The organism is Streptomyces atratus, from assembly GCF_040655115.1.
Classification (GTDB): Bacteria; Actinomycetota; Actinomycetes; order Streptomycetales; family Streptomycetaceae; genus Streptomyces; species Streptomyces atratus_D.
On sequence record NZ_JBFAJH010000026.1, the window covers coordinates 18,697 to 38,207 of the forward strand.

General features: G+C 69.4%; 17 protein-coding genes. 9 read left to right on the forward strand and 8 right to left on the reverse strand.

Annotated features, from left to right (window positions below):
• Nucleotides 1-28: 28 nt before the first annotated feature.
• The 6 genes from AB0I23_RS24900 to AB0I23_RS24925 all read right to left on the reverse strand — a co-directional run bounded on the left by AB0I23_RS24900 (nucleotide 29) and on the right by AB0I23_RS24925 (nucleotide 5,908).
• Nucleotides 29-826, reverse strand: a complete 798-nt coding sequence (locus AB0I23_RS24900) for an HpcH/HpaI aldolase/citrate lyase family protein (protein ID WP_359112349.1) — start codon at nucleotides 824-826, stop codon at nucleotides 29-31.
• Entirely contained in the window at nucleotides 823-1,686 is an 864-nt protein-coding gene (locus AB0I23_RS24905) for a hypothetical protein (RefSeq protein ID WP_359112351.1), read from the reverse strand. Before AB0I23_RS24905 ends, AB0I23_RS24900 begins: the two co-directional genes overlap by 4 nt.
• A 40-nt stretch (nucleotides 1,687-1,726) precedes the next feature.
• The gene (locus AB0I23_RS24910) at nucleotides 1,727-3,163 is read right to left on the reverse strand and encodes an MmgE/PrpD family protein (protein ID WP_359112353.1); all 1,437 of its coding nucleotides are present in this window, start codon (nucleotides 3,161-3,163) and stop codon (nucleotides 1,727-1,729) included.
• A 41-nt stretch (nucleotides 3,164-3,204) separates the two neighbouring features.
• Entirely contained in the window at nucleotides 3,205-4,167 is a 963-nt protein-coding gene (locus tag AB0I23_RS24915) for an electron transfer flavoprotein subunit alpha/FixB family protein (RefSeq protein ID WP_359112354.1), read from the reverse strand.
• Between the two features lie 95 nt (nucleotides 4,168-4,262).
• A complete protein-coding gene (locus AB0I23_RS24920; protein ID WP_359112355.1) occupies nucleotides 4,263-5,024 on the reverse strand; it encodes an electron transfer flavoprotein subunit beta/FixA family protein in 762 nt (253 codons plus the stop codon).
• Nucleotides 5,025-5,107: 83 nt separating this feature from the next.
• Complete coding sequence (locus tag AB0I23_RS24925) at nucleotides 5,108-5,908, reverse strand: SDR family oxidoreductase (RefSeq protein WP_359112356.1); 801 nt, start codon at nucleotides 5,906-5,908, stop codon at nucleotides 5,108-5,110.
• A gap of 122 nt (nucleotides 5,909-6,030) precedes the next feature.
• Here AB0I23_RS24925 and AB0I23_RS24930 point away from each other — a divergent pair, with 122 nt between their 5' ends.
• The 3 genes from AB0I23_RS24930 (at nucleotide 6,031) to AB0I23_RS24940 (ending at nucleotide 9,215) form a co-directional block, all read left to right on the forward strand.
• The gene (locus AB0I23_RS24930; RefSeq protein ID WP_359112357.1) at nucleotides 6,031-6,966 is read left to right on the forward strand and encodes an acyl-CoA thioesterase; all 936 of its coding nucleotides are present in this window, start codon (nucleotides 6,031-6,033) and stop codon (nucleotides 6,964-6,966) included.
• 123 nt (nucleotides 6,967-7,089) lie between these two features.
• On the forward strand, nucleotides 7,090-8,412 hold the full coding sequence (locus AB0I23_RS24935) for an MFS transporter (RefSeq protein WP_359112358.1): 1,323 nt from the start codon (nucleotides 7,090-7,092) through the stop codon (nucleotides 8,410-8,412).
• Nucleotides 8,413-8,429: 17 nt separating this feature from the next.
• Nucleotides 8,430-9,215 (forward strand): SDR family NAD(P)-dependent oxidoreductase, encoded by a 786-nt coding sequence (locus tag AB0I23_RS24940; RefSeq protein WP_359112359.1) that lies wholly within the window; start codon nucleotides 8,430-8,432, stop codon nucleotides 9,213-9,215.
• A gap of 43 nt (nucleotides 9,216-9,258) precedes the next feature.
• On the opposite strand, the gene AB0I23_RS24945 is transcribed toward AB0I23_RS24940, so the two are convergent.
• Both AB0I23_RS24945 and AB0I23_RS24950 read right to left on the reverse strand, forming a co-directional pair.
• A complete protein-coding gene (locus AB0I23_RS24945) occupies nucleotides 9,259-9,963 on the reverse strand; it encodes a GntR family transcriptional regulator (RefSeq protein WP_359112361.1) in 705 nt (234 codons plus the stop codon).
• Nucleotides 9,964-10,198: 235 nt separating this feature from the next.
• Nucleotides 10,199-11,398 carry an acyl-CoA dehydrogenase family protein gene (locus tag AB0I23_RS24950; protein ID WP_359112362.1) on the reverse strand — a complete coding sequence of 400 codons (1,200 nt, stop codon included), beginning with the start codon at nucleotides 11,396-11,398 and terminating at the stop codon, nucleotides 10,199-10,201.
• 198 nt (nucleotides 11,399-11,596) lie between these two features.
• Between AB0I23_RS24950 and AB0I23_RS24955 the strand changes: the two genes are divergently transcribed.
• From AB0I23_RS24955 to AB0I23_RS24980, 6 genes are all read left to right on the forward strand, one after another.
• Complete coding sequence (locus AB0I23_RS24955) at nucleotides 11,597-12,406, forward strand: SDR family NAD(P)-dependent oxidoreductase (RefSeq protein ID WP_359112363.1); 810 nt, start codon at nucleotides 11,597-11,599, stop codon at nucleotides 12,404-12,406.
• A 114-nt stretch (nucleotides 12,407-12,520) separates the two neighbouring features.
• Nucleotides 12,521-13,696: a CaiB/BaiF CoA transferase family protein gene (locus AB0I23_RS24960; RefSeq protein WP_359112364.1), complete on the forward strand. Its 1,176-nt coding sequence runs from the start codon at nucleotides 12,521-12,523 to the stop codon at nucleotides 13,694-13,696.
• A gap of 275 nt (nucleotides 13,697-13,971) precedes the next feature.
• On the forward strand, nucleotides 13,972-15,003 hold the full coding sequence (locus AB0I23_RS24965) for an ABC transporter substrate-binding protein (RefSeq protein ID WP_359112365.1): 1,032 nt from the start codon (nucleotides 13,972-13,974) through the stop codon (nucleotides 15,001-15,003).
• Between the two features lie 41 nt (nucleotides 15,004-15,044).
• A complete protein-coding gene (locus AB0I23_RS24970; protein ID WP_359112366.1) occupies nucleotides 15,045-16,472 on the forward strand; it encodes an MmgE/PrpD family protein in 1,428 nt (475 codons plus the stop codon).
• A 115-nt stretch (nucleotides 16,473-16,587) separates the two neighbouring features.
• A complete protein-coding gene (locus AB0I23_RS24975; protein WP_359112368.1) occupies nucleotides 16,588-17,775 on the forward strand; it encodes an ABC transporter ATP-binding protein in 1,188 nt (395 codons plus the stop codon).
• On the forward strand, nucleotides 17,765-19,510 hold the full coding sequence (locus tag AB0I23_RS24980) for an ABC transporter permease (protein ID WP_359112370.1): 1,746 nt from the start codon (nucleotides 17,765-17,767) through the stop codon (nucleotides 19,508-19,510). Before AB0I23_RS24975 ends, AB0I23_RS24980 begins: the two co-directional genes overlap by 11 nt.
• Nucleotide 19,511 lies beyond the last annotated feature (1 nt).

Sequence of the window (19,511 nt, forward strand, 5' to 3'; positions counted from 1 at the left end):
GCTGCAGGGCCAGGGCCCGTCCGCGCTTTCAGGAGGAGGCCAGGATGCGGCGGGCCCGCTCGAGAACGGGCTTGTCGACCATCTTCCCGTCGACCACGGACACCCCGTCCTGCGCCATGGTGACCTCCCGGGCCCAGATCAGCTCCTCCTCGGTGGGGGCGAACGCCTTCTCGGTCGGCACCACCTGGGACGGGTGGACGCACAGCTTCCCGGTGAAACCGAGGCGGCGGCCGTGGGCCAGATCGGCGGTCAGGGCGGCCGCGTCCCGGATGGCGGTGGTGACCCCGTCCACGGGCGGCACCAGCTGCGCTGCGGCCGAGGCGCACACCAGCCGGCTGCGGGCGTGGGCCAGTGCCGTGTGGTCGTCGGGGGAGACCCCCAGCTCACCGGCGAGGTCAACGTTTCCCAGCGCGGCCCGTACGACGCCGGGCGAGGAACACACCTCGAAGGCCCGCTCGACGCCGAGTGCCGTCTCGACGAGAGCGACGACGATCCCGGAGGGGCCGAGGCGGTCGGCGAGTTCCGCGAGGGCCGCGGGGTCCTCTGCCTTGGGCACGACGACCGGTGCCCCGCACCGGGCGGCCATCGTCACGTCCTCCTCGTACCAGGGCGTTCCCGGGCTGTTGACGCGGACGAGGGAGTGCCCGTTGGACGTGAGCCATGCGGCCGCATGCTGACGGGCCTCGTCCTTGCGTTCCGGGGCCACTGCGTCCTCAAGGTCGAGGATGGCGGCCCCGGCGCCGCTCCCGGCCGCCTTGGCGAAGCGGTCAGGGCGGTCGGCCGGTACGAAGAGCAGGGTGCGGGCCCGGGTGAGGGAGCTGGTCATGCGAAGGTCACCTCGCCGGTGCTGTGCCGGTCCGCGCGGCCGGTGGAGACCCGCAGGGCGGCGCGGTCGCCCTCCGAGGTCCCGTGGGCGAGCATCGGCTCGTACCCGTAGATCGGGCTGCGGAGCCGGAAGGAGAAGTTCCGGACGGGGCGCTTCTCGTTGCGGCGGGGCAGCTCCAGCATCAGCAGGGCCAGCAGCGGACCATGCACGACCAGCCCGGCGTGGCCCTCGGTCTCCCGGGTGTACGGGGCGTCGTAGTGGATGCGGTGGGCGTTGGCGGTGAGCGCGCTGAAGCGGAACAGCAGCACCGGGTCCGGGGCCAGTGCGAGCTGCCAGTCCTCCTCGGACTCGGGCTCCTCCGACGCCGTGGGTACGGCCGGTGCTGCCGGGGCAGGGCCGGAGCGGTACACGATGTCCTGCTCCTCGACGGCGCAGACCTCGCCCTCCTGGGCGTACTCGTACCGCACGGTGATGAACAGCAGGGGGCCGGAGGAGCCCCGCTTGACCATCACCGAGCCGAGGCTGCTGTTCCGTCGGGTGCGGACGCCGGTCAGCAGGGGGCGGCGCACCTCGTAACGGCCGCCCGCGAACATGCGCTGGCGGTCGGGGACCGGCGGCAGGAAGTGGCCGTCCAGCGGATGGCCGTCCGGGCCGAGGTCCTGCTGCGGCACCCACTCCAGGAAGTACAGCCAGTGCCACAGCGGCGGCAGTGGATCTCTGGCGGCGGGCCCGTCCTCAGGCCGGCCGAGCAGCGCGGCGAAGGCGGCTGCCGGCCCGGGGGACAGGTCGTCCTCGTGCACCAGCGCGGTCGGGGCCCAGGACTCGACGTGGGCGGCGAGTTCGTCCGCGGTGAGCGGCATCCTTGTCTCCATCTGTGCGGTCGGGCTCGGTCGTCCGGGACTACCGGCGCGAGTCGGAAGGGGTCAGCGCACGCAGCACGGTACGTACGTCGCCTGCCGACTCCAGGTTGAGCAGCGCGTCGACGACCTGGTCCGTGTCCGCCTCGCTGAGTACACCCGAGGCGTTGTGCCGGAACTTGCCGACCAGGTCCGCCGTCGTCGCGTACGTTGCGGGGTCCGGGGAGAGGCTGCCCTTGGGAAAGCTGCGTTCGGCGGTGTACGTGGTATCCCGGGCGGTGACCTCGACGCGGGTGGGGCGGGCGGAAGGGTTGGCCTCCAGCGCGGTCACGTAGTCGGGGTGCGGCGCGTAGGTGACCTTGTCCATCAGGGTGCGTACGGAGGAGCCGAAGACCAGGTTCGGGTCCTGCCAGCCGTTACCGGGGGTGATGCGGTGGGCGCCGACGGCGATGCCGTGCGCGATGGTGAACTGCGCGTCGTGGACATGCTCCACCTCGCGGCTGAGCCACACCGGTTCCATGACCCAGCCCTCGCCCCAGACGCGGATGGACTCGATCTCCTGTGGCTTGATGTCGTGCTTCTCGACGATCTCGATGAGCGCGTCCAGCGGGGCGTGCAGGATGCGGCAGTGCGGGTACGGCTTGTAGCTGTGCTGCGCGGGGAAGTCCCAGCGGGTGCCGAGCCCGTCGGTCAGGTTATCGGGGACCCAGCGATCGGTGCCGATGAAGCGCCGGTAGCCGACCTCGGCGTCGTCCAGTACGTGCAGGTCGCCTCGGTGGCCCAGCTCGGCCATCCAGCTCGCGGTCAGCGCGGTCTGCGCCAGGGTCCCGGCCTGGAGGTGGTACTTGGCGGTGGAGCTGGGTGCGTGCGCGATCCAGGCCCGGTGGGCGTTGACGGGGGAGGAGGTGGCGGCGATGCCGAGGCCGTGCGCGAGAGTCGGGGCGGACAGCCCGCGGAGCTTGCCGATGGCGGCGGTGGCGCCGAAGATGGTGCTGCTGAAGCCCACCACGGGGGAGAGCGCGGTCTTCCCGTCCTTGGTGTCACGCAGGTAGTCCATCGACTTGCCGAAGCGGTGCGTGATCTCGTGCGCGAGGGCGACGGCCGTGATCAGGTCCTTGCCGCTCGCGCCGCGCTCCTCGGCGACGGCCAGCGCTCCGGGGATCACATACGGTGCCACATGGCCGGGCGGGAGTACGGCGTCGAAGTCGAGGGTGTTGATCAGTTCGCCGTTGGCGAACGCCGCCCCGAACACCGAACTGCGCCGGTCCGAGCCGAGGATAGTGGCGGACTCGTCCGTTCCGCTCTGCAGGCCGGCGTACTCGATGCCGATGCGGCCGCGGGGTTCACCGACGGCGGCGAGGGCGCAGCCGATCGAGTCGAGGAGCACCCGCTTGCTGTCGTCCGCGACCTCCTCCGGCAGGTCGTGGTACGAGGTTGCGGCGGTGAAGTCGGCGAGGCGTTGGGTCAGCGTGGGTGTCATGGAAGACGTCCTTTCCGAGGAGTGGGTGGTCCGGAAGCGGGTCAGCCCTTGCGGTTGTTGACTTCCTCGGTGAGCTGGGGGACGACGTCGAAGAGGTCGCCGACAACGCCGTAGTCGACCAGGTCGAAGATCGGGGCGTCGGCGTCCTTGTTGATCGCGACGATGGTCTTCGAGGTCTGCATGCCGGCCCGGTGCTGGATCGCGCCGGAGATACCGGAGGCGATGTACAGCTGCGGGGAGACACTCTTGCCGGTCTGGCCGACCTGGTTGGTGTGCGGGTACCAGCCGGCGTCGACGGCGGCACGCGAGGCGCCGACGGCCGCGCCGAGGGAGTCGGCGAGGGCCTCGATGACGGCGAAGCTCTCGGCGCCGTTGACGCCGCGGCCGCCGGAGACCACGATCGCGGCCTCGGTCAGCTCCGGGCGCCCGGTCGACTCGCGCGGGGTGCGGGAGACGACCTTCGTGCCCGTCGCCTTCTCGGAGAAGGAGACGGTCAGTGCCTCGACCGTACCGGCGGCCGGGGCGGCCTCGACGGCGGCGCTGTTGGGCTTGACCGCGATGACCGGGGTGCCCTTGGTGATGCGGGACTTGGTGGTGAAGGAGGCGGCGAACGCGGACTGGGTGGCGACCGGGCCCGCCTCGCCGGCCTCGAGGTCGACCGCGTCGGTGATGATGCCCGAGCCGATCCGGACCGCGAGGCGCGCGGCGATCTCCTTGCCCTCGGCGGACGAGGGCACCAGCACGGCGGTCGGGGACACCTGCTCGTACGCGGCCTGCAGCGCGTCGACCTTCGGGACGATGAGGTAGTCGGCGAACTCGGGCGCATCCGCGGTGAGCACCTTCACCGCGCCGTGCTCGGCGAGCGCGGCGGCGGTGTTCTCGGCGCCGGAGCCGAGGGCGACGGCGACCGGCTCACCGATCCGGCGGGCCAGCGTCAGCAGCTCCAGGGTGGGCTTGCGGACGGCGCCGCCTGCGTGGTCGACGTAGACGAGGACTTCAGCCATGGGACTTCTTCTCTCCTGCTTGCGAAGTATGAAGGGGGGCGGTTGGTGGCCGATAGGGGCCGAAGCCTCAGACGAACGTCCGGCGGCCAGGCTGCTCAGACGAATTTCCGTTCCGCGAGGAAGGCGGCCAGCTGCTTGCCGCCCTCGCCCTCGTCCTTGACGATCGTGCCGGCGGTGCGGGCGGGACGCTCGGCCGCGGAGTCGACCTTGGTCCAGGCCCCCTCCAGACCGACCTGGCCGGCGTCGATCTCCAGGTCCTCGAGGTCCAGGGACTCCACCGGCTTCCTCTTGGCGGCCATGATGCCCTTGAAGGACGGGTAACGCGCCTCGCCCGACTGATCCGTCACCGATACCACGGCCGGCAGCGACGCCTCGAGCTGCTCGGACGCACTGTCGCCGTCACGGCGGCCCGTGACCCTGCCGTCCTCGACCGACACCTCGGACAGCAGCGTCACCTGCGGAACGCCCAGACGTTCGGCCAGGATCGCCGGCAGCACACCCATCGTGCCGTCGGTCGAGGCCATACCCGCGATCACCAGGTCGTAGCCGGTCTTCTCGATCGCCTTGGCCAGCACCACCGACGTGCCCATCACGTCGGTGCCGTGCAGGTCGTCGTCCTCGACGTGAACGGCCTTGTCCGCACCCATCGACAACGCCTTGCGCAGCGCGTCCCTGGCATCCTCCGGACCCACCGTCAGCACCGTGACCTCGGCGTCGTCCGCCTCATCAGCGATCTGCAGCGCCTGCTCGACCGCGTACTCATCCAGCTCCGACAGCAGGCCGTCGACATCGTCGCGGTCGACGGTCAGGTCATCGGCGAAGTGCCTGTCGCCGGTGGCGTCGGGCACGTACTTCACACAGACAACGATCCTCAAGGCAGGGCCCTTTCATGCTCGGGGCCGTCGGCCCCATGCGGACGTACGGGAAAGAGAGCGGTTCGTCAGAGGGTGGTGGCGGTGCCGCCGTCGACCGGCAGCACGGCTCCGGTGATGTACGAACCGGCGGGCGAGGCCAAGAAGATGGCGGTGCCGGCCATGTCGGCGTCGTTCGCGAAGCGCTTCAGCGGGACCGGCGCCAGCATGGCCTCCTCGCCGCGCTGCTCCAGCGTCCCCTTGAGCATCTTGCTGTTGAACATGCCGGGCGCGATCACGTTGACGGTGATGGAGAACGGAGCCAGCTGGTCCGCGAGATGCCTACTGAGCTGGTGCACCGCGGCCTTTGACGAGGAGTACGCGTACGTCTCGTGGGACGGAATGTGCAGGCCGTCGATCGAGCCGACGGTGATCACCCGGGCCGGGTCCTCGTGAGCGGCAGCCGCCTTCAGCAGCGGCAGCAGCGACTTCACGAGGAAGAACGGGCCCTTGACGTTCAGATTGAAGACCTTGTCCCACCCGGACTCCGGGTACTCCTCGAGCTTTTCGGCCCAGATCGCGCCGGCATTGTTCACCAGCACGTCCAAGCGGGTCTCGCGCTCGGCGAGCTGCGCGGCCAGGGAGCGGCACTCCTCGGCGCTGCCCAGGTTGGCCGCCAGCGCGTGGCACTCGCCGTACTGCGACAGCTCCTTGGCCGCGGCGGCGCAGGCCTCCGCACTACGCGAGCAGATGTAGACGCGGGCACCCGCACGGACGAAGCCCTCGGCGATGGCGAGGCCGATGCCGCGGCTGCCGCCGGTGACGAGAACATTCTTCCCCGCGACGGAGAAGAGTGTGGAGAGGGGAGAGTCAGAGTCGGTGGTGGTCATGCGCGGCCTTTCGCGGGGCGTCATCGATCCGTGAACCGGTAGCTCATCACGCATGATACAAAATATATTCTCTGGCTACAATGGTCATCCTACCGACGGACCCGCACCATGGAGGCGCACCCATGCCCGCATCAGGGAAGGACCTGGTGGACCTGCTTGACCTTCAGGAGGTCGGAACCGACTGCTTTCTGGGGCAGGCGGCTTGCCCCAGCAGGATGGCCCGCACCTACGGCGGGCAGTTGCTGGCCCAGGCGCTGATGGCCGCGTACCGCACGGTCCCGTCCGGCCGCCCGGTCCACAGCCTGCACGCCTCTTTCCTTCGGGGCGGTGACGCGAAGGAGCCCGTGCGCTACGACGTGACCGGCGTGCGGGACGGGCGGTCCTTCACCGCGCGCCGGGTCTGCGGCCATCAGCACGGGCACCAGATCTTCGAACTCACCGCCTCCTTCCACCGCGACGAGGCGGGCTACGAACACCAAGCACCGATGCCGCGCGTGCCCGTACCGGGGGACGCGGTCCCGCTGGTCGACGCGCTCGAGCGGGCGGACTGCGACACCCGGGCGTTCTGGCGCGAGGAGTGGAAGGCCCTCGACCTGCGCGTCATCCAGGAACGCGAGGCCGCCGCACCGCCCGCGAAGAACCTGGCCGTGGCAGGCGGCCGGCGCCTGGGGCCGGCGACGGAGCGTCTGTGGTTCCGCGTGCACGACCCCCTCGACAGTCAGGAGGTGGCCCTGCACTCCTGTCTGCTGGCCTACATCAGCGACCTGACGCTGCTGTCCACCACGCTGCGGCCGCACGGCTACCCGTTCCTGGCGCCAGAGGTGCAGCGGGCGACCATCAACCACACCATGTGGTTCCACCAGATCGTCCCCGCCGACCAGTGGCTGCTGTACGACAAGTCCTCCGACTGGGCCGGCGGCAGCCGCGGGCTGGCCACAGCCCATGTGTACAGCCCTACCCGGGGGATGGTCGCCACAGTCGCCCAGGAAGGGCTGATCCGCCCGCACGGCGTGCACTCCGAGCGCCCCGTTCCCGTACGCTCGCCGCGCACCTATTGACACAACTGCACCCATACATTTTATATCGTGCGCAGTTGGGTTTCCGTGTCCGGCCGAGGACGAAGCCCGCCGGCCGCTCCTGAAGAGAGCCGCACCGGCTGTCACCACGGAATCGAGAGCAGAGTGAACATCCAGGTGGACGTGCCGCGCACTGCCGTGTCGGCCGTCTCGGACCGTAAGCCCCGGGTCAAGGCCCTGGCCGCGGCCATCTCCGCGTCGGCCATTGAGTACTACGACTTCATGATCTATGGTACGGCCGCCGCTCTGGTCTTCCACGGCCAGTTCTTCCCCGAAGTGAGCCCGACGGCCGGGATCCTGGCCTCCTTCGCGACCTTCGCCGTGGGCTTCGCCGCCCGACCGCTCGGCGCTGCAGTGTTCGGGCACATCGGCGACCGACACGGGCGCAAGCCCGCCCTGGTCGGTGCCATGGTGCTGATGGCCGTGGCCTCCACGCTCATCGGCCTGCTGCCCAACTTCGCCATGGCCGGGATCATGGCGCCGCTCCTGCTCGTCCTGCTCCGCGTCGCGCAGGGGATGGCGGTCGGCGGGCAGTGGGGTGGCGCGTCCCTGCTGGCCCTCGAGCACGCGCCCCCGAACCGGCGCGGACTCTACGGAGCCATTCCCCAGCTGGGCGTGCCGCTCGGCATGATTACTGCCAATCTCGTCTTCATCCTCGTCGGCGTCCTGGTGGGCCAGGAGGCGTTCGACAGCTGGGGCTGGCGGATCCCGTTCCTGCTCAGCATCGTCATGCTGCCGCTCGCCTACGCGATCCACCGCAACATCGAAGACAGCCCCGAGTTCCGCCGCGCCGAGCAGGAACGCCGGAACCGCGCGCAGGCCGTGCCGAAGTCCTCGCTCCTGGAAGTGCTGCGGCGCCCCAAGGCCGTGCTGCTGGCCGCCGGCACGTTCGCCCCGGCCACCATCAGCTTCTACATCATCACCACCGGCATGCTCGACTACGGCGTGCACGAGCTCGGCATGGGCAAGAACACCGTGCTCACCGCGGTACTGATCGCCATGTCCGGGTGGACCGCGGGCACGATCGGCTTTGCCGCACTGTCCGACAAAGTGGGGCGCCGCCCCGTGTTCGCCGCCGGAGCCGTCGTCGCGGGGGCGTGGTCGTTCGTGGTGTTCCCGCTGGCCGACACCGGGGAGCTGCCGCTGCTGGTCCTCGGCCTGTTCGTCGGACTCGCCGCGGTCGGTGCGATGCAGGGGCCGGCGGTCGCGATGTTCGCCGAGATGTTCCCGCCCCAGGTGCGCTACACCGGTGCCTCACTCGGGCACCAGGTGGCGAACATCGTCGGTGGCGGCTGGGCACCGCTCATCATGGTCGCCCTCCTCGACGCGGGGGACGGGACCTTCCTGGTGTCGGCGTACGTTGCCGCAGCTGCGGTGCTGGGTCTGATTCCGCTGGCGCTGCTGGGCCGTCTGAAGGAGATTTCGTGACCGCTGAAGGAGATTTCATGACCACCCGTGGACCGCAGCGCTACTCCGACAAGGTGGCCGTCGTCACCGGGGCGGCTTCCGGCATCGGCCGGGCGATCGTCGAGGGCCTCGTCGCTGAAGGGGCCCTGGTCGTTGCCAACGACGTGAATGCCGGGGCGCTCTCGGAGCTGCAGGCCGACCAGGTGGCGACCGTCGCCGCCGATGTCCGGGAACCCGGTGCCGCGCAGCAACTGGTCGCTGCCGCCCGGGAGCTCGGGGGCGGCCGCATCGACGCGCTGTTCAACAACGCGGGCATCAGCCGGCCCCGCCCCGCCGCGGAAATCGACGATGCGACGTGGTCGCTCGTCATGGGTGTCAACAATGACGCTGCCTTCCACGTCGTCACCGCCGTCGGCCGGGTCATGATCGAGCAGGGGCACGGGGCGGTTCTCAACACGGCGTCAGTCGCCGGAACCCACGGCCTGCCCGGGAACGTGCCGTACGTCGTCTCCAAGCACGCCGCCGTCGGCCTGACTCGCGCGCTCGCCGTCGAGTGGGGCGTGCACGGCATCCGGGTCAACGCCCTGTGCCCCGGCCTGACGGCGACCGGGATGAACACCCGGCTGCGGACGGGGAACAGCGGCTACTGGGAAGCCCGGGAGGCCGTCGTCCCGCTGCGCCGGGCGGGAACGTCCGAGGAGCAGGCGGCCGTCGCCCTGTTCCTCAACTCGGATGAAGCCTCGTATGTTTCGGGCCTCATTGCCGAGGTCGACGGAGGTACGCACGCCTTGTACGCCGGTTACGCAGCGAACCGGCCCGAGTGAGGGTGGGCGGAGGGGTGGTCCGGCCGCTCCTCCGCCCACGGTGTCAGACCGCTCGCTCCTCCACCCACATGCCCCGCTTCTCCAGAGTGTCGATCAGCCGGGCGGCCGCGCCCTGGATGTGCTTCTCGAAGACCGAACGCGCCTTGCGCGCATCGCCGTTCTTCAGCGCGTCCAGCAGCAGCGGATGCTCCGTACGTGAGTTGTCCACCCGCCCTTCGATGGTCGCGTAGAACTGGTTGGGCAGCTGCTTGACCACCGTGCCCATCAGCAGTGCGAGCCGTCGGGAGTCTGCGGCCAGGTTGACCTCACGGTGGAAGAGGTGGCCCAGGTCGGTGAGGGCGTCTGTGTCACCCGACTCGGCGGCGCGCTCGTACTCCTCGATGTTGGTCTCCAGCCGCGCGATGGCGGCAGGGGTGATCCGCTTGGCGGCGCGGGCCGCGAGCTCGCCCCCGAGGCGGGCCTGCGCCCAGAAGAGGTCCTCGATGTCGCCGCGGGTGAATGGCGCGACGACGTAACCGCGCCGCGGCACGAGCTGCACGAAGCCCTCGCTCTGCAGGAGCAGCAGCCCTTCACGGACGGGAGTGATGCTGACCCCCACCGCCTCGGCGATGGGCTCCATGCGGAGGAATTCGCCGGCCTTGACCTCTCCCGAGATGACCAACTCGCGTACGTAGGCGGCCACTTCCTCGGGAAGCTGCTGGCGCTTGTTCCGGGGGGTCCGCCTGGTGGCCGTGGGGCTGCTCTTCACTGTCTCCGGCTCCGTGTTCGTCGGCGTCGCTTCCGTAGATGGTGGCAGTCACCGACTTCGTTGAGGGAGCGTCCGCAAACATCATATAGGAAATGAAGTATTCTAGCCTGTTTCGCATGGCACACGGTAACGGTAGTGGGTCCGGCCACGGCCCGGGAAGGGCAGGGCCCGGAACCGGGGCGCCGTACACACCTCCGGTCCCGGGCCCTGTGCACCTCCCGGCGCTTGCCGGGCGTCAGCCCTCGCCCTTGTAGTCCTCCAGCAGGCGACGTCCGATGATCATACGCTGGATGTCTGCGGTGCCCTCGCCGATGAGCAGCATCGGCGCCTCGCGGTAGAGCCGCTCGATCTCGTACTCCTTGGAGTAGCCGTAGCCGCCGTGGATGCGAAACGCGTCCTCGACGACCTCCGCGCAGTACTCGGAGGCGAGGTACTTGGCCATGCCGGCCTCGAGGTCGTTGCGGGCGCCCGAGTCCTTCTTGCGGGCGGCGCGGACCATCATCTGGTGCCCGGCCTCGGTCTTGGTAGCCATCTCCGCGAGCCGGAACAGCACGGCTTGGTGCTGGGCGATCTTCTTGCCGAAGGTCTCCCGCAGCTGGCTGTAGGCGACCGCGAGTTCGTAGGCGCGGTGGGCGACACCGACGGCTCGTGCCGCGACGTTGACCCGGCCGACCTCGACGCCGTCCATCATGTGGTAGAAGCCCTTGCCGTTGGCGCCGCCCAGGATGCGGTCGGCGCCGATGCGGTGGCCGTCGAAGAGGAGCTCGGTGGTGTCGACGCCCTTGTAGCCCATCTTCTCGATCTTGCGGGGGACGGTGACGCCCTGCGCCGTCTCGCCGAAGCCCTCCTTCTTTTCCACGAGGAACGTGGTCATGTTCCGGTGCGGGGTGTCGTGTCCCTCGTCCGTCTTGACCAGTACGGCCACCAGGTTCGCCGAAGCGCCGTTGGTGAGCCACATCTTCTGGCCGTCGATGGTGTACGTGCCGTCGGCGCCCTTGACGGCCTTGGTCCTGATGGCCGAGACGTCCGAGCCGCAGTCGGGCTCCGACATGGAGAACGCTCCGCGTATCTCGCCTGTGGCCATGCGGGGAAGGTAGGAGCGCTTCTGCTCCTCGGTGCCGTGGCGGGAGATCATGTAGGCGAGGATGAAGTGGGTGTTGATGACGCCGGAGATGCTCATCCACCCCCGGGAGAGCTCCTCGACCACCAGGGCGTAGGTGAGCAGGGACTCGCCCAGGCCGCCGTACTCCTCGGGGATGGTGAGCCCGAAGATGCCGAGATCCTTCAGGCCCTCGACGATCTCGGTCGGGTACTCGTCCTTGTGCTCGTACTCCGAGGCGACGGGGAGGATCTTGTCGTCCACGTAGCTGCGGACGGTCCGGAGGATCTCCTCCTGTACATCCGTCAGACCCTCGGTCTCGCAGAGGCGGCCCATGCGCGCTTCCTTCCTGGTCATGGGGGGTGCGGGGAGTGGTCTCCAGGCCGTGCAGGTGAGGCGCGGAGTGGTCCCCACTGACATGCATCATATATAAAGTGCGCTACTGAAAGGCTGTGCGTGAACCCTTGTATGGGCAAAATATATTACGTATCTTGCATGATTACTGGGCCGGGTGAGCAGGAAGGAGCCACAACGATGGGGCAACGAGTAGCCGGCAAGGTGGCCCTGGTCGTGGGCGCCGGGCAGACCGAGGGGGCCACGGTCGGCAACGGCCGGGCCGCCGCGCTGCTGATGGCCCGCGAGGGGGCTGCGGTGGTCGCGGTCGACCGGGACGCGGCCTCCGCGGAGCAGACCGCGAAGGAGATTGTCGACGAGGGTGGCCGGGCGCTGGCCGTACGGGCCGACGTCACCAGCGAGGCCGACATCGAGGCAGCGGTCGCCGCATGCGTCGACGCCTACGGGCGCCTCGACATCCTGCACAACAACGTCGGGGTGGCGGCCGCTGCCGCAGGCGACGCCCCGGTGACGGAGATCGAGCCCGCGGCCTTCTCCCGCATCCTCGCCGTCAACCTGCAGGGCATGGTCCTCACCTGCAAGCACGCCCTCCCCGTCATGCGGGAACAGGGCGGCGGGGTGATCACCAACATCGCCTCCAACGCGGTGCTCATCAACTATCCGAACGTCGGCTACCGCACCTCGAAGGCCGGCGTCCTCTCCCTGACCGAGCACGTGGCCGCGGCCAACGCCTCCTACGGCATCCGGGCCAACGCGATTCTGCCGGGGCTGATGGAGACACCGATGGCGGTGGAGCCCCGCGTGCGGCAGTCGGGGGCCAGCCGGGAGCAGGTGATCGCCGAGCGCAACGCCCGCGTGCCCCTGCGGCACCCAGGCGGGACGGCCTGGGACGTCGCCCGCGCCGCTCTGTTCCTCGCCTCCGACGAGGCCGCGTTCATCACTGGGGCCTCCCTCGTGGTCGACGGCGGCCAGAGCCTGATGGCCGGCTGACGGCCCGCGGCGGCTCAGCCCCTGAAACGGGGGTTCCGCTACCAGCAAGTTTCCGAAATATTTCCTCGTGCGACCGGCAAATTCGCCGACGCCTGAGCCAGAGCGAGGTCAGCGATGCAGCACCTGCCTCTCAAGGGCATCCGCGTCCTGGAGTTCGGGGGGTACATATCCGCCCCATACGCGAGCTCCATGCTGTGCGCCCTGGGCGCCGACGTGATCAAGGTCGAGAAACCGGGGGACGGTGAGGACTTCCGGCGGGGGGTCGACAACCGCAGCCCCTACTTCATCCAGTACAACGCCGGCAAACGCAGCTTCGCCGTCGACCTCAAGCGCCTCGAGGGCATTGAGGCGGTGAAGGCCCTGCTCCCGCGCACCGACGTCGTATTGGAGAACATGCGGCCGGACAAGCTGGCCGCCCTGGGCCTGGGGGAGGAGGAGTGCCGCGCCGAGCGGTCCGACCTCGTCTACGCCTCCGCGTCCGGGTTCGGCGACGGCGGACCGCTGCGCACCAGGCCCGCCTACGACACGATCGGCCAGGCATTCGGCGGCCTGTACACGGTGCTGGGAGAGGCCGGACGCCCGACGCTGACCGGCTCCTGCCTCGCCGACCTCATCACCGGCGTCACCACGCTGACCGGCGTACTTGCCGCCCTGGTCGGGCGCGCCGCGACCGGCGGCGGACAGCGGGTGGAAACCTCGCTGATGGAGGCGGTCAGCACCCTCACGGTCGACGCGATGACGCAGTACTTCGACAACGGCCACGAGGACCCGTACTGCGGCAGCCGCCACCCGCAGGCGCAGAACTTCTGCCTCAAGACCGCGGCCGGCGACGACATCGCCCTGCACCTGTCGTCCTCCCAGAAGTTCTGGCTCGCCCTCCTGGAGGCCATGGACCGGCCCGACCTCGCGGACGACCCGCGCTTCACAACGTACAACCTGCGGATGGAGCACTACGCCGCGCTCATGGCGATCATCGAGACGGAGTTCGCCACCAAGACGTCCGCCGAGTGGGAGAAGCGGCTCACCCAGGCCGACGTGCCCTTCGCCCCGGTGCTCACCATGTCGGGCTTCATCGAGCACCCCCAGACCCAGTGGCTGGAGCTGATGGAACCGGAGCGAGAAGGCCTTTCCCTGCTGCGCCCGCCTTGGCGGTTCGGCGGCACCCGCCCCAAGCGTCCCGGCAAGGCTCCCCTGGTGGGGGAGCACACCTGGGAGATTGCCTCGGAGGTGTACGACGAGGCGCGCGTGAAAGCCCTGCTCGACTCCGGAGTGCTCTTCGCAGGCGCCTGACGGCGGGTCGCCCGGAAGGGGGGGCGGCCCGGGTGAAAGGGCCGCACCGGGAGCGCGTACAGGCGCCGTGATTCGCGTTCACGACCTTTGCTGCGAGCAGTTCTCCTGAATGCTTCAGCAACTGCCCGATATTCAGGGGCGTTACAGCAATTCTGCTGCACTGAATTTCCCGCGGATTGTCTTCCGGGTTCAACCTGAAGCCTTGACGCACATTATATATAAAGTATGTTGCACGGAGATGGCGATTGCACCGCCGCAGACACCATGGAGGAAACATGAAGCACACTTCAGTGCGGCGTACGGCCGCAGCGCTGGCCGTTCTGCTGGGTGCCAGTGGGCTGACAGCGTGCGGCGGTGGTCCCCAGGCCGCGGCGGTCAAGGGTCCCTGGAAGGACGTGGTCGCGGCCGCCGAGGAGGAGGGCGCCGTCAGCTTCTACTCGGTGATGCCCGGCGCGCAGAACAAGCGCCTCGTCGACGCCTTCGAGAAGGAGTACCCGAAGATCACCGTCAACCTCACCCGCGGTGCGGGTGAGCTGCCGGCGCGGGTCGAGTCGGAGATCAAGTCGAAGTCGGAGGGCGCCGACGTCTTCCTCTACAGCGACCCGGCCTGGTTCTCCAACCAGAAGGGCGCCTTCCTCGAGGTCGACGGTCCGTCGCTCAAGGGCTGGAACGACGAGGCCTGGGCGGTGAAGAGCAAGGTGATCGTTCCCTCCGCCTACCCCTACTCGATGTTCGTGTGGAACAAGAAGATCTTCCCCAAGGGCTTCAAGAAGTGGGAAGACACCGTCGATCCCTCGGTCAAGGGCAAGCTCGGCCTGCGCACCGACGTCACCACGTCGCTCGCCGGCTACCTGGACTTCCAGGAGAAGGAGCTGGGCGAGGAACACCTGGTCAAGAGCGGCAAGCTCAGCCCCAAGTTCTACCCCTCGGTCGTGACGATGACGCAGGCCGTCGCCTCGGGAGAGATCGGCGTGACCAACGCCTCCACCCCCTCCACGGTGAAGGAGCTGCAGACCCAGGGCGCGCCGATCGAGGCGACCGTGCCCGATCCCAGCTACTGGATCGAGTGGGGGGCGGCGGCCCTCAACAAGACGCAGCGGCCCAACTCCGCACGCGTCTTCCTCGACTTCATGATGTCCGAGAAGGGTCAGGCCGCGATCAACGGCGACGGCTTCGGCGCCGCCGGGCGCGACGGCGTCGAGGGCGCCATCGAGCCGGCCGAGGACGCGGCGATGCTCGACTCCTCCTCGTACACCCCGGAGCGCATCGAGGAGTCCAACAGGAAGTTCAAGAAGTGGTTCCACTGACCACGTGGCCCGCAGGGCACTCCGGCAAGGACGTAACAGACATGAACGAGACTCTCACCGAGGTACTCGGCGAGTTCGCCGCCACCGCCGACATGGGCGCCATGCCGCACGAGGTCGTGGACGAGGCCAAGCGGCTGGTCCTGGACACTCTCGGCTGCGCACTGGGTGGTGTCACCGAACCCAAGGGCCGGATCGGCATCGACTACGGCGTGCTGCTGGGCGGTTCGGCGGGCGAGGCCACGGTGTTCGGCACACCCCGCCGCTCGTCTCCCGTGGGCGCGGCCTTCGCGAACGCCGAGCTCGTCAGTGCGCTCGACTTCGACGCCGTGCTGCCTCCGGGCCATGTCTCGCCGTACGTCCTTCCCGGGACCCTGGCGTTCGCCGAGAGCGGCGCCGTCACCGGCAGGAAGCTGATCGAAGCGGTCGCGGTCGCCCACGAGATGACCTACCGCTTCGGCAAGGCCATGGACTACGTCCGCGACATGACGGACGGCGAGACGAAACTCGCCCCGGTCGTCGGCTACGCCTGCTCGGTGTTCGGCGCCGCCGCCGCGGTGAGCATGGTCCGCGGCAACCCCGCGGAGACCATCGCCCACGCGCTCGGCATCGCCGGGGCCCTCTCACCGGTGAACTCCCACGGTGCCTGGATACGTCACGCCCCGAGCTCGACCGTCAAGTACACCCCGGCCGGACCACTGGTGCAGGCCGCCATCAGCGCGGCGCTGATGGCGGAGCTCGGGCACCGGGGCGACCGGCAGATCCTGGACGACGCCGAGTTCGGCTACCGGCGCTTCATTGCCACCGCGCGCTGGGAGCCGTCCCATCTCACCGACGGGCTGGGCACCGAATGGCGCTTCCCGACGGAGGCGACGTACAAGCCCTACCCCCACTGCCGGGTGCTGCACGCGCCGCTCGATGCCCTGATCGGGCTCGTGCGCGAGCACGGCATCGCCCCCGCGGAGATCGATGCGATCCGGCTGTGGGGCGAGGGGTGGATCAAGGAGCCGGTCTGGCTGAACAACCGCATCGAGCACGTGCAGGACGCGCAGTTCAGCATTGCGCACGGGCTCGCCGCCGGCGCCCATGACCTGCCGCCCAGCCGGGCCTGGCAGGCCCCGGAGTTCGTCTTCGGCGACTCGGTCCTCGGCCTGATGAACAAGGTCACCTTCGAGGTGCACCCCGAGTACACGGCGCAGCTCGCGCAGCATCCGTCGGCCCGGCCCACCCGCATCGAGGTCGACGCCCGCGGTACGACCTACGCCGCCGAGCGCAGTTTTCCCAAGGGCAGTCCCTCGCCCGACCCGGACACCACGATGACGACGGACGAGTTGGCCGCCAAGTTCCGGGCCAACGCCGACGGCGTGCTGACCGACGCGGACACCGAGGCCCTGATCGAGGGCGTCCTCGGGCTCGACAAGGCCGAAGACGTCCGGCCGCTGCTGCGCCAGGCCGCCGGCCGACCGGACTGAACCGCCACCGCTTCTCTGCAGCGCCACCGTCCCAGCGCACCGAATACATCATGCACAGGCTCCGGCGCTTCGGAGCCACCCCGCAAGCCCGACCGCACCCCAGGAGGACACCGCCGTGACCACAAAGAGCACCGCAGCGCCGCCCACAGTGGCAGCCGAGCCGGAAAGCCCCGCGCCGACAGCCAAGGTGCAGGTCTCGAAGCTCACCAAGAGTTTCCGCCGGCGCAAGGAGTCCGTCCAGGTCCTCCACGGCATCGACCTGGAGATCGTCGACGGTGAACTCCTCGTCCTCCTCGGGCCGAGCGGCTGCGGCAAGACCACGCTGCTGCGCTGCCTGGTGGGGCTGGAGCGCCCTGACGGCGGGCGCGTGGACCTCGCCGGCCGGACCGTGGTCGACGCCGACACCCGCACCTTCGTGCAGCCCAACCGGCGCGACGTCGCCATGGTCTTCCAGAACTACGCGCTCTGGCCGCACATGGATGTCGCCCGCAACGTCGCCTACCCGCTCAAGTCGCGCGGCCTGAAGAATCTGCTGAGCGGCGGCCGCGTCGAGGAGGTCCTCAAGCTCGTCCAGTGCGACCACCTCGCCGACCGCTACCCGCCCGAGCTCAGCGGCGGCCAACAGCAGCGCGTCTCGCTGGCCCGCGCACTGGCCTCCAACCCTGGCCTGCTCCTGCTCGACGAGCCGCTCAGCAACCTGGACGCGCTGCTGCGCATCGAACTGCGCGCCCAACTCCGCTCCCTCCACCGCCAGCTGGGCTTCACCGGCGTCTACGTCACCCACGACCAGGAGGAGGCTCTGGCGCTGGGCACCCGCGTAGCCGTGATGCGCGAGGGCCGCTTCGAGCAGATCGGCGACCCCGAGGAGGTCTACCGGCGCCCCGCGACCGCGTACGTCGCCGACTTCCTCGGGGCCCGCAACCGCCTGGAGGTCAAGGTCGATGACCTCGGCACCGCCGAAGTCGACGGACGGACCCTGCGCGGCTTCTTCCGCCCCGGCATGCCCGGCACCTACACCCTCCTCTTCCGCGACCAGGACCTCGAACTGCGGGGCGCGGGCGGCAACGAAGGCGCGGCGGGCCGTTCCTGGCTCACCGGCGGCACGGTCCACGAGGTGCTGCCCGGCGGCAACCACAACGAGCACGTGGTGCGCGTCAACGGCATCCGGTTCTGGGTCGGCATCCCGGCGAGCAAGGAGCGGTACGCGCCCGAGACGGACGTCGAGCTGGGGATCGACCCCCGGCACACGCTCTGCTACGACGCCGACGGCAAACTCGTGGAGGGCTGGACCCATGGCGCCTGACCTGCAGACACGTCCGGCGCCGGAGGCGGCCGACCACCCGGACCGCAGCACCGCGATGATCCGTGTGGGCCGGGCCGCCCGCCCGCACTGGCCGTGGGTCCTCCTGACAGTCGTCACCACCGCCCTGGTCCTGGTGCCGGTGATCCCCCTGCAATGGCAGGCATGGAGCGACGGCGCTGACGGCATGCGCCGCCTGGCCGGCATGTCCGACCTGCAGAACGTCGCGGTCAACACGCTGACCCTCGGGATCGGTGCGCTGGTCGTGGGCATGGTGCTCGGGACGGTGCTGGCCCTCGCGTCCTACTCGATGCGGCCGCGGCTGCGGAAGAAGCTCGAGCTCCTGCCCGTGCTGCCGATGGTGGTGCCGTCCGTCGCACACGTCGTCGGCTTCGTGTTCCTCTTCTCACCGGAGAACGGCTACGCCAACACCCTGCTGCGCGCCACGCCGTTCTTCGACGGGGCCTCAGGGCCGATCAACGTGTACACGTTTGAGTGGATCATCGTGTACACGGGCACCCACCTGGCCGCGTTCGTCTACCTGTTCGTCTACACCGGCCTCCGTAACCTCGGCTCCGACTACGCGCTCGCCGCCCGGGTGAACGGATCGGGCCCCGTCCGGGCACTGTTCACGATCACCCTGCCGCTGCTGCGCCCCACCCTGGTCTACTCCTCCGTGGTGGTCTTCCTCCTGGCCCTGGGCCAGTTCACCGGCCCGCTCCTGCTCGGCCGCCGCGAGGGCTTGGACGTCGTGACGACCAAGATGTACACGCTGAGCGCGGAGTACCCGGTCGACTACCAGCTCGCCTCCGCACTCGGCACGCCGCTGCTCCTGCTGGCCATCTTCCTGGTGATCTTCCAGACCCGTTCGCTGGCGAACCAGAACCGCTTCGTGGGGCAGGGTGCCTCCTCCCTCGACAACCGGCAGCTGACCCGTACGGGCAGCGCGGTGTCGGCGTGCATCGTGCTGGCGTACACGACGATCGCGGCGTTCCTGCCGCTGCTGGCCATCGCCTTCGTCGGTCTGTCGCCGTACTGGAGCGGCACGCCCTCCTTCGGCGCCATGACGACCGAGCACTTCTCGGCCGTGCTGAACGACCCGCAGATCCTGCAGGCCGTAACCACGACGCTCACTGTGTCCCTGACCGGCGTGGCGATAGTCATCCCGCTCGGCATGCTGATCTCTCTGGCCATCTACAATCGGGACCGCATGTGGCGCCCGGTGCCGGCGGTCCTCGACCTGGTGGCGAACATGCCGCTGACCGTTCCGGCCGCGCTGCTCGGCTTCGGTTTCCTTTTTGCGTTCTCCCACCCGGGCATCGGCCTCTATGGCAGCCAGACAAGCATGATCATCGCGTATGTGACGATCATGCTGCCGTACTCCGTCCGCTACCAGCTGGCCACGATCATGTCGCTGGGCCGCCCGACGCTGGAAGCATCGCAGGTCAGCGGGGCGCATCCGCTGCGTACCTTCTTTCAGGTGCTGCTGCCGCTGGCCCGGGCGGGCATCGCCTCCTCGGCGGCGATCGTCTTCGTGCTGCTCACCCACGAGTTCGGCGTCTCGCTGCTGTTGCGCGGGCCGACGACCAAGGTCCTGTCCGTCGTCCTGTTCGACGAGTATGGCGGCGGCACCTACGCCCAGGTCGCGGTGATCGCCCTGCTGATGACCGTGGTGACGGGTCTCGGCGTCGCGCTGGCGATGGCGTTCGGCGGCCGCCGGGCGCTAGAGCGGCTCTGAG